At 74.2% G+C, this 14,164-nt stretch carries 12 protein-coding genes; 2 read left to right on the plus strand and 10 right to left on the minus strand.

The genetic code is table 11. The features are described from left to right. Positions 1 to 3 precede the first annotated feature (3 nt). On the minus strand, positions 4 to 789 hold the full coding sequence (locus QSK52_RS09685; RefSeq protein ID WP_285735529.1) for a hypothetical protein: 786 nt from the start codon (positions 787 to 789) through the stop codon (positions 4 to 6). Positions 790 to 1,061: 272 nt separating this feature from the next. Here QSK52_RS09685 and QSK52_RS09690 point away from each other — a divergent pair, with 272 nt between their 5' ends. Both QSK52_RS09690 and QSK52_RS09695 read left to right on the plus strand, forming a co-directional pair. Beyond that, on the plus strand, positions 1,062 to 1,502 hold the full coding sequence (locus tag QSK52_RS09690) for a GNAT family N-acetyltransferase (protein ID WP_285735530.1): 441 nt from the start codon (positions 1,062 to 1,064) through the stop codon (positions 1,500 to 1,502). 99 nt (positions 1,503 to 1,601) lie between these two features. Next, positions 1,602 to 2,231 (plus strand): DUF6000 family protein, encoded by a 630-nt coding sequence (locus QSK52_RS09695; RefSeq protein ID WP_285735531.1) that lies wholly within the window; start codon positions 1,602 to 1,604, stop codon positions 2,229 to 2,231. A gap of 52 nt (positions 2,232 to 2,283) precedes the next feature. Here the strand turns inward: QSK52_RS09695 and QSK52_RS09700 are convergent, their stop codons facing one another. The 9 genes from QSK52_RS09700 to QSK52_RS09740 all read right to left on the minus strand — a co-directional run bounded on the left by QSK52_RS09700 (position 2,284) and on the right by QSK52_RS09740 (position 13,661). Beyond that, positions 2,284 to 3,072: an SDR family oxidoreductase gene (locus tag QSK52_RS09700; protein ID WP_285735532.1), complete on the minus strand. Its 789-nt coding sequence runs from the start codon at positions 3,070 to 3,072 to the stop codon at positions 2,284 to 2,286. A 100-nt stretch (positions 3,073 to 3,172) separates the two neighbouring features. Beyond that, positions 3,173 to 3,748 carry a TetR/AcrR family transcriptional regulator gene (locus QSK52_RS09705; RefSeq protein ID WP_285735533.1) on the minus strand — a complete coding sequence of 192 codons (576 nt, stop codon included), beginning with the start codon at positions 3,746 to 3,748 and terminating at the stop codon, positions 3,173 to 3,175. Positions 3,749 to 3,825: 77 nt separating this feature from the next. Next, positions 3,826 to 6,162, minus strand: a complete 2,337-nt coding sequence (locus QSK52_RS09710) for an arylsulfatase (RefSeq protein WP_285735534.1) — start codon at positions 6,160 to 6,162, stop codon at positions 3,826 to 3,828. Further along, the gene (locus tag QSK52_RS09715; RefSeq protein WP_285735535.1) at positions 6,159 to 7,796 is read right to left on the minus strand and encodes an ABC transporter ATP-binding protein; all 1,638 of its coding nucleotides are present in this window, start codon (positions 7,794 to 7,796) and stop codon (positions 6,159 to 6,161) included. The genes QSK52_RS09710 and QSK52_RS09715 overlap by 4 nt, the downstream gene beginning before the upstream one ends. A gap of 59 nt (positions 7,797 to 7,855) precedes the next feature. Continuing rightward, entirely contained in the window at positions 7,856 to 8,707 is an 852-nt protein-coding gene (locus QSK52_RS09720) for an ABC transporter permease (protein ID WP_285735536.1), read from the minus strand. A 7-nt stretch (positions 8,708 to 8,714) separates the two neighbouring features. Next, complete coding sequence (locus tag QSK52_RS09725) at positions 8,715 to 9,659, minus strand: ABC transporter permease (protein ID WP_285735537.1); 945 nt, start codon at positions 9,657 to 9,659, stop codon at positions 8,715 to 8,717. Positions 9,660 to 9,662: 3 nt separating this feature from the next. Next, entirely contained in the window at positions 9,663 to 11,273 is a 1,611-nt protein-coding gene (locus tag QSK52_RS09730) for an ABC transporter substrate-binding protein (protein WP_285735538.1), read from the minus strand. A gap of 54 nt (positions 11,274 to 11,327) precedes the next feature. Next, on the minus strand, positions 11,328 to 12,611 hold the full coding sequence (locus tag QSK52_RS09735; protein ID WP_285735539.1) for an ROK family protein: 1,284 nt from the start codon (positions 12,609 to 12,611) through the stop codon (positions 11,328 to 11,330). Between the two features lie 54 nt (positions 12,612 to 12,665). Then, positions 12,666 to 13,661, minus strand: a complete 996-nt coding sequence (locus tag QSK52_RS09740) for a TauD/TfdA dioxygenase family protein (protein ID WP_285735540.1) — start codon at positions 13,659 to 13,661, stop codon at positions 12,666 to 12,668. Between the last annotated feature and the right edge of the window lie 503 nt (positions 13,662 to 14,164).

Below are 14,164 nucleotides of genomic sequence, written 5' to 3' on the forward strand. Positions count from 1 at the left end.
GCGTCAGGTCTCGGTCGGCCGCGGTGCGGGCGGGCTGACGGACGCCGAGGGCGGGGCCGACGGGGGTGCCGACGGGGGTGCCGACGGCGGGACCAGGCAGGTCGGGCCGGGCGAGGAGGCGCTCGTCGACGGGCTGACCGGGGGAGTCGTCAGGACGGTGGCGGAGCCGGTGGCGGTGGCGAGGGCGGCGCTCGGGGTCGGCGGGCCGGACCGCGGCGAGCTGGGCGGCGCGCCGGTCATGTCCGGGCAGGCCGGCAGGCCGGTGCTGCTGTCGTACAGCGACACCCGCTGCACCTGGTAGGGCCCCTGCCCGTACCAGCCGTGGAAGTACACGGTGAGCGTCCGGGTCGTCCCGCTGGTGCGGACCACGGTGTGCAGCCTGGTCCGCTCCGCCCCGTCGGCCCACAGGTAGGTGCTCTCGACCTCGTTGCCGGTGACGCCGACGAAGGCGTCCGCGCCGGAGACGTCCGCCGTCAGGTCGTAGCTGGTGTACGGCCGGACCGCCACCTGCTGGCTGCACCCGGCGAAGTCGTACCCGCCGGGGCGGCCCTCGACGCCGTGCTCCAGGCGGCGGACGTCGCCGTCGCAGGTCCAGTTGTCGGCCAGCGGCTGCAGGAACGAGCCGTCCCGGACGGCCTCCTGGGCGGCCGCGGCGCTGCCCGTGCCGAGCAGGGCGAACCCCGCGGTGGCGGTCAGCAGCGCGAAGGAGACGAGGGCGCCGAGCGGGACGCGCTCACGGTGACGGCGGCGGGGGCAGGGGTGGGGGTGGTGGGGCAGGGGTGCACGCATGCCGGCTCCGGGTGGGGGAGGTGGACGGGCAGCGGTGCGAGGGAGTGAGCACACCATGGGGGATGTCGCGGGCGCGCGTCAAGACCGGGTAAAGCCCGTTTCCGGTCCGCCGACGGCGGTGGGCGGGTGGGTGGTTGACGGACCGTCAGGAGCCGATCGGGGGTGGCTGGCGAGAGCGCTGCCCGGCGACCGGACGTGACCCCGGCGGCCCGGCGGTCCTGGGGAGGGAAAGCGTTGGCGGGGCCGCTGACCTGCCTGGTAGGAACGGACGCATGAACGAGTACGAACTGCGGGCCGCGCGCCCCGAGGACATCGACGCCGTGCTGGCCTTCTGGGCCGAGGCCGCCGAGGGCACCAGCATCAGCGACGACCGGGCGGGCGTGGCCCGGCTGCTGGAGCGCGATCCGCAGGCGCTGATCCTGGCCGAGCACGAGGGCGCGATCCTCGGCACCGTCATCGCGGGCTGGGACGGCTGGCGCTGCCACCTCTACCGCCTCGCCGTCCACCCCGCCGCCCGCCGCCGCGGCATCGGCACCGCCCTGCTGGACGCCGCGCACGCCCGCTTCACCGCGGTCGGCGGCCGCCGGGCCGACGCCATGGTGCTGGAGCACAACGAACTCGGCCGGGCCGCCTGGCAGGCCGCGGGCTACGGCCGCGAGGACCAGTGGCGCCGCTGGACCAGGCCGCTGGACGGCGCCGCCGGTACGGCCTGACCGAGGTCGGCCCGGGCGTCCGCCCCAGCAGGCCGTCCGGGAGGAGCGCCGGGCGGAAAAGCGCTGGGCGGTGCGGTGCGCACCGGCCAGGATGCGGGCATGCGACGCCCTGACGAGAACGACCCCGAGTTGCGGGACCTGGTCCGCCGCTACGTGGCGCCCGGCCGCCGGTACCTCAAGCCGGGCGGCGGCCTGCTGCGCCGGGAGGCGACCGAACGCGCGGCTTTCCTGCGGGAGTTGGGCCGCGACGCCGCCGCGATCACCCCGCCGGAGCTGACCGTCCTGCTGGAGGGCGGGTGGCGCGAGCGCAGGACGGCGGCCTGGTTGATCGCGGTCGCCGGGCGGGACGGGTTCCGCGAGCGACTCGGCGAGCTGCTGCTGGCCAGCGAGGCCTGCTACGCGGGGACGGCGTACGCGCTTGCGCTTGCTGTTCTTGGCACCCCCGCCGACGCGGACCTGCTGGTCGCCTACCTGGAGCGCTACCTGCGCCGCCCGGACCTCTTCTACGACCAGCCGGCCGCGATCGGCGCGCTCCTGCACCTCGACGCCGGGCTCGGTGCGGACCGGGCCGCCCGGTTCCTCGCCCCGGGCGGTCTCTGGGAGCAGTGGATCGGCGGCCCGCCCCGCAAGGAGCACCACAGCGCGCCGGAGCGCCACCGGGAGGTCGTCGAGCAGCTCCGCGGCCTGGTCGCGGAGAGCGCGCGGTACTGCGCGGTGCCGGAGCGCTGACCGGCGGCGGCTCGGCGTCCCCAGTGGGGCGGTCCCGCCGGTGCGGGTGCGTTCAGGCGGCCTTGAGGGTGCCGCCGTCGACGACGTGGTCGGCGCCGTGGATGTTGGCGGCGCGGTCGGAGAGCAGGAAGACCACCAGGTCGGCGACCTCCTCGGGGGTGGTGAGGCGGCCGGAGGCGCTGCCGATCCGGACTGGGAGGTCGGCCAGCAGGTCCTCGTGGGAGACGCCGAGGAAGGCGGCGAAGTGGCCGCCGTAGCTGGTCGGGTCGGTCCACATGGCGGTGGCGGTGGGGCCGGGGGAGACGGTGTTGACGCGGACGCCGCGCGGGGCCAGCTCCTCGCTGAGGCGCTTGCCGAACTGGTTGAGCGCGGCCTTGGCCTCCGCGTAGCCGACCGGGGAGCCGAGGGGGGTGCGGCCGTTGATGGACGAGACGTTGACGACGGCCCCGCCCCGTTCCAGCAGGCTCGGCAGGGCGGCCCGGGTGGTGCGCACCGCGCTGAGCAGGTTGAGGTCCAGCAGGGCCTGCCACTGCTCGTCGGGGACGTCCAGCACGCTGCCCAGCACCATCCGGTCGGTTTCGCCCGCGCCGACGTTGTTGACCAGCAGGTCGATCCCGCCGACCGCGTCCAGGGCCTGCCGGACGGCCTCGGCCGCGCCCTGTGCGGTGCCCAGGTCGACCAGGGCGACGGCCGCCGCGACCTCGGCCAGTTCGGGGCTCGCGGAGCGGGTGGCCCCGACCACCTCGACGCCCTCGGCGGCGAGGGCGCGGGCGACGGCCAGGCCGATGCCGCGCCCGGCGCCGGTGACCAGGGCGGTGCGCCCGTCGAGTCCGAGATCCATGGCAGTCCTCATTCCGAGTAGTTCTTGAACCAGAGGTCAAATACGTGGGCGTGCGGCGCCCCCACCGGGCGGGGTGGCCCACCGGGCGGGGCGGGGGCGGTCAGAGGTGGGCGACGGCGGTGTCGATGGCCGCGTGCACCGTCTCCCGGTCGAAGATCCGGGCCGTGACCCGGAGGCCGGCGAGGGTCACCATCAGGAAGCGGGCCTGCTCGGTGGCGTCCACCGCGGCGGGCACGTCGCCGTCCAGCTTGCCGCGCTCGATCCGGGCGGCCAGCAGGTCGGCGCTGCGCTCCACCGCGCGGCGCACCGCCGCGGTGGCGCCCTCGTCGCGCCCGCCGAGTTCCAGTGCGGTGTTGACGGCCAGGCAGCCGCGCCGCACCGGGGCGTCGAAGTCCACGTCGACCAGCAGGCGCAGGTAGGCGCGGACGCGCTCCTTCGTGCTGCCGGGGGCGGCGAGGAACTCCTCGGCGAACGCGGCGCCGGCCCGGTCGTACAGCTCCAGTGCCCGTCCGAACAGCTCCCGCTTGGAGCCGAAGGCGTGGTAGAGGCTGCCCTTGCCGATCCCGGCGGCCTCCGCCAGTTCGGCGGGGGAGGACCCGGCGTAGCCGTTGGTCCAGAACACCTCCATCGCCTGCGCGACGGCGGCTTCCTCGTCGAACTGCTTCGGCCTTCCCATGCGTCTGACGCTACGACATATTTGACCCGGGGGTCAACAACCTTCCGGTCGCCGCCCCCGGGCCCCTGCCCGAAGGTTCACTCGAAGGCGGCCGCCGCCTCCCGCAGCGCCCGCACCACCGTCTCCGGGTCGTACGGCGCGGCCGGGCCCGGCAGGTAGGTGACCGAACGCAGCGCCCCGGTGTAGCGGAAGGAGCGGTGGCGCTCCCACAGCGGCCAGGACACCGGCGACTTGCGGTCCACGCCGACGCTGATGCCCTGGAACGGCGCCATCCCGATCAGCTGGTGCACCGGCCCGAGCGCGCCCGTCACCACCCCGTCCACCCGCACCTCGAACGTCCACTTCAGGTCGGCCACCGCGGTCGCCTCCAGCGCCACCAGGTGCGCCCCGGGCGGCAGTTCGCCCGCGTCGGCCTCGAACAGCTCGCCGTACTGGTTGTACGCCAGGTGCAGCCGGCCGTCCTCCACGTACAGGCTGTAGCCGCCGCCCTGGTCGCCGTGCGAGAGCAGCACGCCATGGTCGTCGGCGCCGTGGTGGTCGAGCGCCACCTCGGCCGTGAACGAGCGGAACGCCACCAGCCGGGAGGAGCGGTAGCGCTCCAGCTCCGGCGTCCCGGCCAGCAGGGTGACCGGGCGGCGCAGCGCCTCCTCCTCCGGGTTGCGCAGCACGAACGCCCCGGAGGCGTCGGAGAGCGGGAAGACCCCGTTGCGCCAGGCCGCGTCCTCCCAGGCCTGCGCCAACTCCTTGACCAGCTCCGGGTGTTCGGCGGACAGGTCGTGGATCTCGGTCGGGTCGGTGCGCAGGTCGTACAGCGCCCACTCGCCGTCGTCGTAGGGCGCGCCCGGTCGGTGCAGGGTCACCAGCTTCCAGCCGTCCCGGTAGTACGAGCGGTTGCCGGTCATCTCGCAGTACTGCTCCGGGTGGGTGGACGGCGCCCCGGCCTCCCGCAGCACGGACGCGAAGGACACCCCGTCCAGCTCCTGCACCGGCACCCCGCCGCGCTCCGACGGCCGCTGCACACCGGTGAGTTCGAGCAGCGTGGGCAGCAGGTCGGTGACGTACTGGTACTGGTCGCGCACCCCGCCGTCGCCCGCCGCGCGCGGCAGTCCGGCCGGCCAGGACAGCACGAACGGCACCCGCACGCCGCCCGCGTAGGTCTGGCCCTTGTACAGCCGGAACGGCGTGTTGGAGGCCATGCCCCAGCCGCGCGGGTAGTGCACCAGCGACTGCGGGCCGCCGATCAGGTCGATCTCCCGCTGCACGTCCGGGTTCCAGTCCGCGGGCAGGTTCGGGTGGTGGACGAAGCGGCTGAAGTAGCTGCGGGTGCCCTCCGCGCCGCCCTCGCCGGTGCCGCCGTTGTCGGAGGTGAACACCACGATGGTGTTGTCGAGTTCGCCGAGCTGCTCCAGTACGGCGGTCAGCCGCCCCAGGTTCCGGTCGACGTTGTCGACCATCGCGGCGTACACCTCCATGTAGCGGGCGTACAACTTCCGCTGCACCTCGTCGAGTTCGTCCCACGCCCCGACCTCGTACCCGGCCTCGCCGTTGCGTTCCGGCAGCTCGGTGCCGGGCGGGAAGTGCCCGGCCGCCAGCTGCCGGGCGAAGCGCTGCGCCCGCAGCTCGTCCCAGCCGCCGTCGTAGCGGCCGCGGTGCCGCTCCAGGTCCTCCGGCTTGGCCTGCAGCGGGCCGTGCACCGCGTTGTGCGCCAGGTAGAGGAAGAACGGCTTGTCGGCGTCGTGCGCCCGCAGCGACTTCACCATGCCGATCGCCTGGTCGGTGATGTCGTCGGTGTAGTAGTAGCCGTCCGGGAACTCGTCGATGTCCAACGGCGAGTTGTCGCGTACCAGTTGGTGCGGGTGGAACAGGCTGGTCAGGCCCTCCAGCACCCCGTAGTACTGGTCGAAGCCCTTCTGCAGCGGCCAGTTGGACCGGTCGTCGGCCGCCGAGGAGGCGGAGTCCCGGGTCAGGTGCCACTTGCCGACCGCGTACGTCGCGTACCCGGCGTCGTGCAGGGTCTGCGCCAGGGTGGGGACGTCGCCGGCGATCTCCATCCCGTACCCGGGGAAGCCCGGGTCGGCGTTGGCCACGAAGGAGTACCCCACCCGGTGCGGGTTCAGGCCGGTCAGCAGCGCCGCCCGGGCCGGTGAACACAGCGGCATGGTGTGGTAGTTGGCGAGCTTCACGCCCCGCTCGGCCAGACCGTCCAGGGTCGGCGTCGGCACCTCCGAGCCGAACGGCCCGATGTCGCTGTAGCCCAGGTCGTCGACCAGCACCACCACCACGTTCGGCGCCCCCTCGCGCGGGCGCACCCGGCGCGGCCAGGACGGCACCGACTCGCCGAACGTCCGCCCCACCCGCCCGGGGAAGCCCTCGTACGGGTCGCGGCGGTGGCCGGCCTCCTCGCTCTTGCTCATGTCAGGCTCCCGGAAGTAGGGGTGGGAAGGGACGGGACGGCCGCCAACAGCTCGGCCGTGTATGGGTGTTCGGGGGCGGTGACCACCCGGTCGGCCGGGCCGCTCTCCACGATCCGGCCCCGGTGCAGCACCGCGATCCGGTGGCTGACCTGCCGCACCACCGCCAGGTCGTGCGCGATGAACAGCACCGCCAGGCCCAACTCCCGCTGCAGGCGCGCCAGCAGGTCGATCACCTGGGCCTGGATCGACACGTCCAGCGCCGACACCGGCTCGTCGCACACCAGCACGCTCGGCCGGGGTGCCAGCGCCCGGGCGATGCCGATCCGCTGCCGCTGGCCGCCGGAGAACTCGCGCGGCGAACGGGCCGCCGCCGACGCCTCCAGGCCCACCTGCTCCAGCAGTTCGGCCACCCGGGCCTGCCGCTGCGCCCGGTCGCCGACCTTGTGCGCGATCAGCGGCTCGGCGATGATCCGGCCCACCGTCAGCCGCGGGTTCAGCGAGGCGTACGGGTCCTGGAAGACCATCTGGATCTCCCGGCGGGCCCGGCGGCCGTCCAGCGGCCGTCCGGCGAAGCTGATGCTGCCCGCGTCGGGCGCGTGCGCGCCCACCAGGGCCCGGGCCAGCGTCGACTTGCCCGACCCGGACTCGCCGACCAGGCCCAGCGTCTCGCCCGGGTGCAGGTCGAGGTCGACCGACTCCAACGCCGGGCTGCGTCGCCGCCGCGGGCCGTACGCCTTCGCCAACCCGCGCACCACCAGCAGCGGTTCGGCCCCCGGGGTGCTGTTCCCGGCCGCCCGGGACGGGGCGTCCAGCCGCGGCACCGCCGCCAGCAGCGACCTGGTGTACGCGTGCTGCGGGACGGTCAACAGGCGTGCGGTGGCCCCCTGTTCGACCACCTCGCCGTCGCGCATCACCAGCAGCCGCGAGCAGGTCTCGGCGATCACGCCCAGGTCGTGGCTGATCACCACCAGTGCGGTGCCGCGCTCCCGGTTGATCCGGGCCAGCAGCCGCAGGATCTGCCGCTGCACGGTCGGGTCCAGCGCGGTGGTCGGCTCGTCCGCGACCAGCACCTGGGCGTCGTGCGCCAGCGCCAGGGCGATCATGATGCGCTGGCGCTGGCCGCCGGAGAACTGGTGCGGGAAGTCGCCCAGCCGGGAGGCCGCCTTGGGCACGCCCACCAGCTCCAGCAACTCCACCGCCCGGGAAGCCCGTTCGGCCTTCGCGCGGTGCCCGCCGTGCGCCCGCAGCGCCTCGTCCAGCTGGCGGCCCACCGAGAGCACCGGGTTCAGCGAGGACATCGGGTCCTGGAAGATCATCGCGATCCGCCGGCCGCGCACCGCCCGCAGCGCCTCCTCGGGCAGTCCCGCCAGGTCCTGCCCGTCCAGCTCCACCGCCCCGCCGGTGATCCGGCCCCCGGCGGGCAGCATCCGCAGCAGCGCCAGCGCGGTCGTCGACTTGCCCGAGCCGGACTCGCCGACGATCCCCAGGCTCTCCCCGGGCGCCAGCGCGAAGTCCACCCCGCGCACCACCGTCCGCTCCCCGAACGCCACGCCCAGCTCCCGCACCCGCAGCAACTCGGCGGTGGGGGAAGGGGGTCGGTCCGCCAGCGGCGGGCGGTCGATCAGTTCGGTCATCGTGCGGCCCTCCGGTTCGGGACGTCGCTGGGGGGTCTGCTCGGGGTGGGCTCCCGTGCTCATGAGCGCGCCCCGCGGTTCAGCGCCTCGGCCAGCAGGGTGAAGCCGAGGACGAGGGCGGTGGTGACGGCCAGCGGGGCGGCGGCCAGGACGGGGTCGGTGTCCAGGTAGGCGACCGAGCCGCTGATCAGGCTGCCCAGGGTGGGCTCCGGCGGGCGGACGCCCAGGCCGAGGAAGCTGAGTGCGCCCTCGATGAAGACGCCCACCGACAGGGCGACCGCGCCCTGCACGATCAGCGGGTCGACCGCGTTCGGCAGCACGTGCCGCAGCAGCACCCGGGCCCGGCCCGCGCCGCCCACCCGGGCGGCCAGCGCGTACTCGCGCTCCCGCTGCACCAGCACGCCCGCCCGCAACTGCCGCCCGAAGTACGGGACTTCGGCCAGCGCGATGATGATCACCACCGGCCAGCGGCCCGGCCCGAGGATCGCCGTCACCGCCAGGCCGAGGATCAGTCCGGGGAAGGACAGCACCAGGTCGAACAGTCGCTGCACCACCAGGTCCGCGGCCCGCGAGGTGCCCGCCAGCAGCGCCAGCGCCGCACCGATCAGCGCGCCCGCCGGGACGGCCGTCAGGATGATCGACAGGTCGGTGAGGATGCCGTGCAGGACCCGGCTCAGCAGGTCCCGCCCGATGTCGTCGGTGCCCAGCGGATGGTCCCCGCTCGGGGCGGCCAGCGCCTGCGGGCCCTGCGCGTCCGGGTCGGCGTCGGTCAGCCAGGGCGCCAGCAGCCCGGCCAGCGCCACCGTCCCGACCAGCACCAGCCCGGTGACGCCCCGCCAGGTCCGCAGCCCGGCGACGTAGCGGTTGCGGCTGCGCGAACCGGCAGCCAGGGGAAAGGAGATCGTGGTCATCGTGTCGTCACTCCCACCGCACGCGCGGGTCGAGCCAGGAGTACAGCAGGTCGGTGAGCAGTTGCACGGCCACGTACCCGGCGACCACCAGCAGCAGCAGGTCCTGCACCACCGGGTAGTCGCGGCGCGACACGCCCTGCTCGATCAGCTGGCCGAGACCCGGCCAGGCGAAGATCCGTTCCACCACCACCGCGCCCGCGATCAGCTGCCCGATCTGCAGGCCCAGCACCGTCACCGCGGACGGCAGCGCGTTCGGCAGCGCGTGCCGCCACAGGATCCGGCGGCGCGGGACGCCCAGCGCCGTCGCGGTGCGCACGTAGTCCTCGCCGAGCGCCCGCTCCAGCCCGTCCTGCAGGTAGCGGGCCAGGATCGCCGCGCTCGGCAGCGCCAGGCACAGCGCCGGGAGCGCCAGGTACTGCACCGCGAGGTCCGGCGCGTCGAACAGCGAGGCGTGCCCGCCGGCCGGCAGCAGGCCCAGGCCCACCGCGAACACCAGCACCAGCACCACGCCGGTCACGAACGGCGGCACCGCCAGCGCCCCCGTGGTCAGCGCCCGCAGCGCCCCCGCCAGCGCCCGCCGCCGCCCCGACACCGCGTACAGCGCCGTCGGCACGGCCAGCACCACCACCAGCAGCAGGGAGGCGACCGTGAGCTGGACGGTCGCGGCCAGGCCGTCCCCGATCAGCTCGGACACCTGCCCGCCGATCGCGTAGCTGGGCCCGAGGTCGCCCGCCAGCACCTGCCCCAGCCAGTGCACGTACTGCGAGAGCAGCGGCGCGTCCAGCCCCAGCCGCTCCCGGATCGCCGCGATCGTGGCGGGCGAGGCGTCCGGCCCCGCCAGCGTGGTCGCCGGGTCGCCCGGGATCAGCCGCAGCATCAGGAACACCGTGAACGAGGCGGCGACCAGCACCGCCAGGGCGCTCGGCAGCCGTTTGAACAGGAAGGTCCGCACGGCTCAGCCCGCCAGGTACGCGTCGTCGAGGTTCAGGTACGAGTACTTGTTCAGCGTCGCGCCGTGCACCTGCGCGCCCGCGACCTCCACCAGCCCGGCGATCGCCAGGTCGATGATGAACTGCTCGTCCAGCAGGATGTCCGTGACCTGCTGGTACAGCGCTCGCGCCTCCGGGCTGTCCGCGTCCGAGCGGTTCCAGGCCTTCTGCACCACCTCGGTGTACGCCGGGGAGGAGAACTTCGAGGTGTTCTTCGCCTCGTTGAACGGGTACGCGCTGACCGCCAGCGTCGCCGGGTGCGCCTGCGCGAAGCCGTGGCTGAGCGTCCACAGCGCGGGCATGGACTGCGAGATCAGCTGCTTCTGCATGGTCGGCGAGTCCACCGGCTGCAGCTGCACCTCGATCCCGACCTGCTTCAGGTCGTACTGCAGGATCTGCGCGACCGCCGTCGACCCGGCGTCCGACTGGTGCGCCAGCGGCAGCGACAGCGAGGTCACCCCCGCCTCCTTCAGCAGCGCCTTCGCCTTCTCCGGGTCGTGGTGGTAGCGGCCGGCGTCCTGCTCCCGGTACGCCGGGGAGGACTTCGGCCACGGCACCGAGGAGACCGTCGCGTACCCGCCCAGCGCCTGCTGCACCAGCCGGTCCCGGTCGATCGCCCAGGCGATCGCCTGCCGCACCCGCTTGTCCTGCACCTCCGGGAAGGACAGGTTCGCGCCGATGTAGAACGCGCCCGCGCCGGTGTCGTACTGGGTGATCCGGAACCGCTTGTCGTCCTTCAGCGTCGCCACGTCCTTGCCGCGCACCGCGTACGTCAGGTGGGTCTGGCCGGTCTTCACCGAGGACAGCAGCGTCTCCGCCTGCGGGATCACCTTGATCTCCACCCCGTCCAGGTACGGGCGGCCCGGGTTCCAGTACTTCTCGTTGCGGGCGAAGCTCAGCGAGGAGCCCGGCTTGCGGTCGGTGAAGGTGAACGGACCGGTGCCGATCAGCCTGGTGCCCGCGACCGCGTCCTCCACGGACTGCGAATCCGGGATGATCATGAACTCGAAGAGGTCGAACAGGTTGGACACCGGGTGCGCCAGCACCAGCGTCAGCTCGAAGTCGCCGTTCTTGCGGAAGTCCGACACGGTCAGCGCCGTCGAGCGCAACTGCGCCGAACGCACCGGGTTCTGCAGGTTCTTGACCGCGAACACCACGTCGTCCGCGGTGAACTTCCGCCCGCTGTGGAACGTCACGTCGTCGCGCAGCTTCAGCGTCACGCTCAGGCCGTCCGCCGCCACCTCCCAGCTCTTCGCCAACTCCGGCTGCGGGCGCAGCTGGTCGTCGTAGCGGGTCAGCGTGTTGAACACCAGCCGCTGCAGCAGCGAGTTGGCGCTCTGCGCGAACAGCAGGGCCGGTGTGAAGTCGACCCCGACGCCCACCGTCAGCACCCCGCCCCGGCGCGGCGAGGCCGCACCGCCCGACGCCGCGTCCGTCCCCGGCGAGGAGTCCGCCGCCGAACGGCAGGCCGACAGCGCCAGCAGACCGGCACCCGCGAGGGAGCCGCGCAGCAGCGCACGGCGCGAGATCGCGGGCAGGGGGAGCGGGCCACCGGAACCGGCGGAGAACACGGTCATCGTCAACAGTCCTTCGGGAGAAGCGAGTTCGAATAGGGGGAGAGGGAGGGGGAATCAGCGGGCGACGAGCGGGCGGGCGGACCACTCGCCCGGGGGAGGGGCGTACGGCTCGCCCAGCGGACGGGCGTACAGCTCGCCCAGCACCGGCGCGCAGGCCGCCACCGCCAGCGCGTCCGCGCCGAAGCGCTGCGCCACCAGGAGCCCGGCGTCCCGGTGCAAGTGCGAACGGAGCGCGAACTCCTCGCGCACCACGTCCAGGTAGACCGGGTCGGCCAGCGCGAAGGTCTCGGTCAGCACCAGCAGGTCCGGGTTGACCACGTCGGCGAGCAGGGCCAGCGCCCCGCCCACCACCCGGGCCCGCTCGCGCACCAGCGCGTCGGCCCGGCCGTCCCCGGCCCGGACGGCCGCCAGCAGCAGCCCCCGGTCCGGCCGGGCGATCACGCCCTGCGCGACGGCCGCGTCGAACAGCGTGTCGTCCGACGCGGCCACCGAAAGGCAGCCGTGGCGGCCGCAGTGACATCGCGCGGTGCTGCCCGGCACCGGCAGGTGCCCGCCGTCACCGGTCACCGACGGCGGCCCCTGGTGTATCGTCCCGGCCACCGAGATGGACGCGTCCACCACGTGGCCCACGAACAGCTGCACCATCGACCGCCGGGCCGCCGGATCGCCGAACAGCACCTCCGCCGCGGCCAGCGCCCGCGCGTGGTTGTCCACCCGCACCGGCAGCCCGGTCGCCCGCTCCAGCAGCTCCCGCAGCGGCACCTCGTGCCAGCCCAGCGGCTCGTGCCGGACGGTCACCCCGCGCTCGGCGTCCACCGCGCCACCGGTCACCGCACCCAGCCCCAGCACCCGCCGCCCGGCCGTGGCCGGATCGGCCGCGGCCGCCGCCAGCAGCCGCGGCACCCGGGCCAGCAGCGCCTTCAGCACCGCAGACCCGCGCCGCCCGCCGTGCGGCAGCTCCTGCCGGAACAGCACCCGGCCGCGCAGGTCCAGCAGCGCGAAGGTGCTGTACGGCAGGCCCACGTGCAGCCCGGCCACCGCCAGCCGCTGCCCGTCCACCTCCAGCGGCAGCTGCGGGCGGCCCCGCACCCCCGGCACGGCGACCGCCAACTCCGGCCGCTCCGCCAGCAGTTCGAGCCGCAGCAGATCCACCACCTGCCGGGAGACCGCCGCCGCGCTCAGTCCCGTCAACCGGGCCACCGCACTGCGCGCCACCGGCCCGTGGTCCAGCACCGCCCGCAGCACGGTGGCCGCGTTCGCCTCCCGCCGGTCATCCCCGGCCCGGGAGGCCGGGCGCGGGGCGGAGGGGCCCGGGTGGCTGCGGGCGGTGCTGGTCACGGATTCAACTCCTGTGTGGTGTAAGGCGGTTGGCCTGATTCTCGGTGGGGGCCGTCAGGAGACCGCACCGGCCAGCGACTCGGCCTCCAGCTCCGCGGCCGGAACCAGACCGGCCACCCGCGGCGGGTCGGCCGGCTCCAGCAGACGGCTCGGCTGCCCGTCCACGCCCACCGGCAGGTCGCCGTCCAGGGTGATCCGGCGCACCAGGCGCGGCTCGTCGCCGTAGTCGTTCACCGCGTAGTGCTGGGTGGCCCGGTTGTCCCAGATCGCCACGTCGCCGACCTGCCAGTCCCAGCGCACGCTGTTCTCCAGCCGCTCCACGTACCGCTGGAACAGCTCGATCAGCGCCCGGCTGTCCTTGCCCGACACGCCCACGATCTTCTGCGCGAACGACCCCAGCAGCAGGTGCTTCTCGCCCGTCACCGGGTGCACCCGCACCAGCGGGTGCTCGGTCTTGAACGCGGTCGACACGAACACCTGCCGGAACAGCCTCGCCACCTCGGCGTTGTCCGCCAGCTCCGGTGCCAGCGCCAGGTTCGCCGCGTAGTCGTAGTCGTTGGTGTGCACCGCCCGCAGGCTCTCCGCGAGCGCCTTCAGCGGCGCCGGCAGGTCCTGGTACGCGGCCGCGGTGTTCGCCCACACCGTGCTGCCGCCCGCCGGCGGCAGCTCCAGCGCCCGCAGGATCGACGCCTTCGGGTACGAGGGCACGAAGGTCACGTCGGTGTGCCAGTTGTTCGCCCGCACGCCCTTGGTGGCGTCCAGCTCGAAGATGTACCGGCCGTCCGCGCTCGGCACCGTCGGGTGGAACACCGGCTGCCCCAACAGCCGTGCGAACGCCTCGTGTTCGGCGTCGTCCAGGTGGCCCTGGCCGCGGAAGAACAGCACCTTGTGCTCGTACAGCGCGGCCTCCAGCGCCGCCACCGTCTCCGCGGGCAGGTCGCCGCCCAGCTTGACGTCGTGGACGACCGCGCCGATCCGGCCCGCCGCCGGGGTCAGCCGCAGCTCGGTGGGAGTGGGAGCGGGAGCGGGGGTGGACGTGGAAACGGACATGGTGGAACTCCTTCGGGGAGACGGGAACGGCGACAGCAGCACGGGTGCCGCCACAACAGCCGGACGCGGCACGGCGGTCGGGCAGCCCGGAGGGCGCACCGCCGTGACGGGGAGAGGGGAGGGGAAGAGCGCCGCGACCTACGCGCAGCGCCGACAGCAGCCACCACGACGCACGCACACCGGGGCCGGGCACGACGGACGACAGACGACGACGGTACGCATCGGCCCTCCTTCCGGTTCGCTGCGACTGGGCTCGGCGCTCATCGTGCTCGGCCCGAACGCCCGCTGTCAATCGCCATCTGCCCAGCTGGGAGCGGGTGTTGCGGAGTATTGCGACATGTTGCGGGCCGGTGACGGCCCCGCGACGAACCCCCGTCGCCCCTTGTCGCCGGGCCCCGGCCGGGCAAAACTTTCGGAGCGGAAACAACCGGGCCCGCCCCCTCGCCGTTGCGGCCAGAAGGGGCGGGCCGATCCGGTGCGGAGCGCTACCGGCCCAACAGGTG

Source organism: Kitasatospora phosalacinea (assembly GCF_030268885.1).
Taxonomy (GTDB): domain Bacteria; phylum Actinomycetota; class Actinomycetes; order Streptomycetales; family Streptomycetaceae; genus Kitasatospora; species Kitasatospora phosalacinea_C.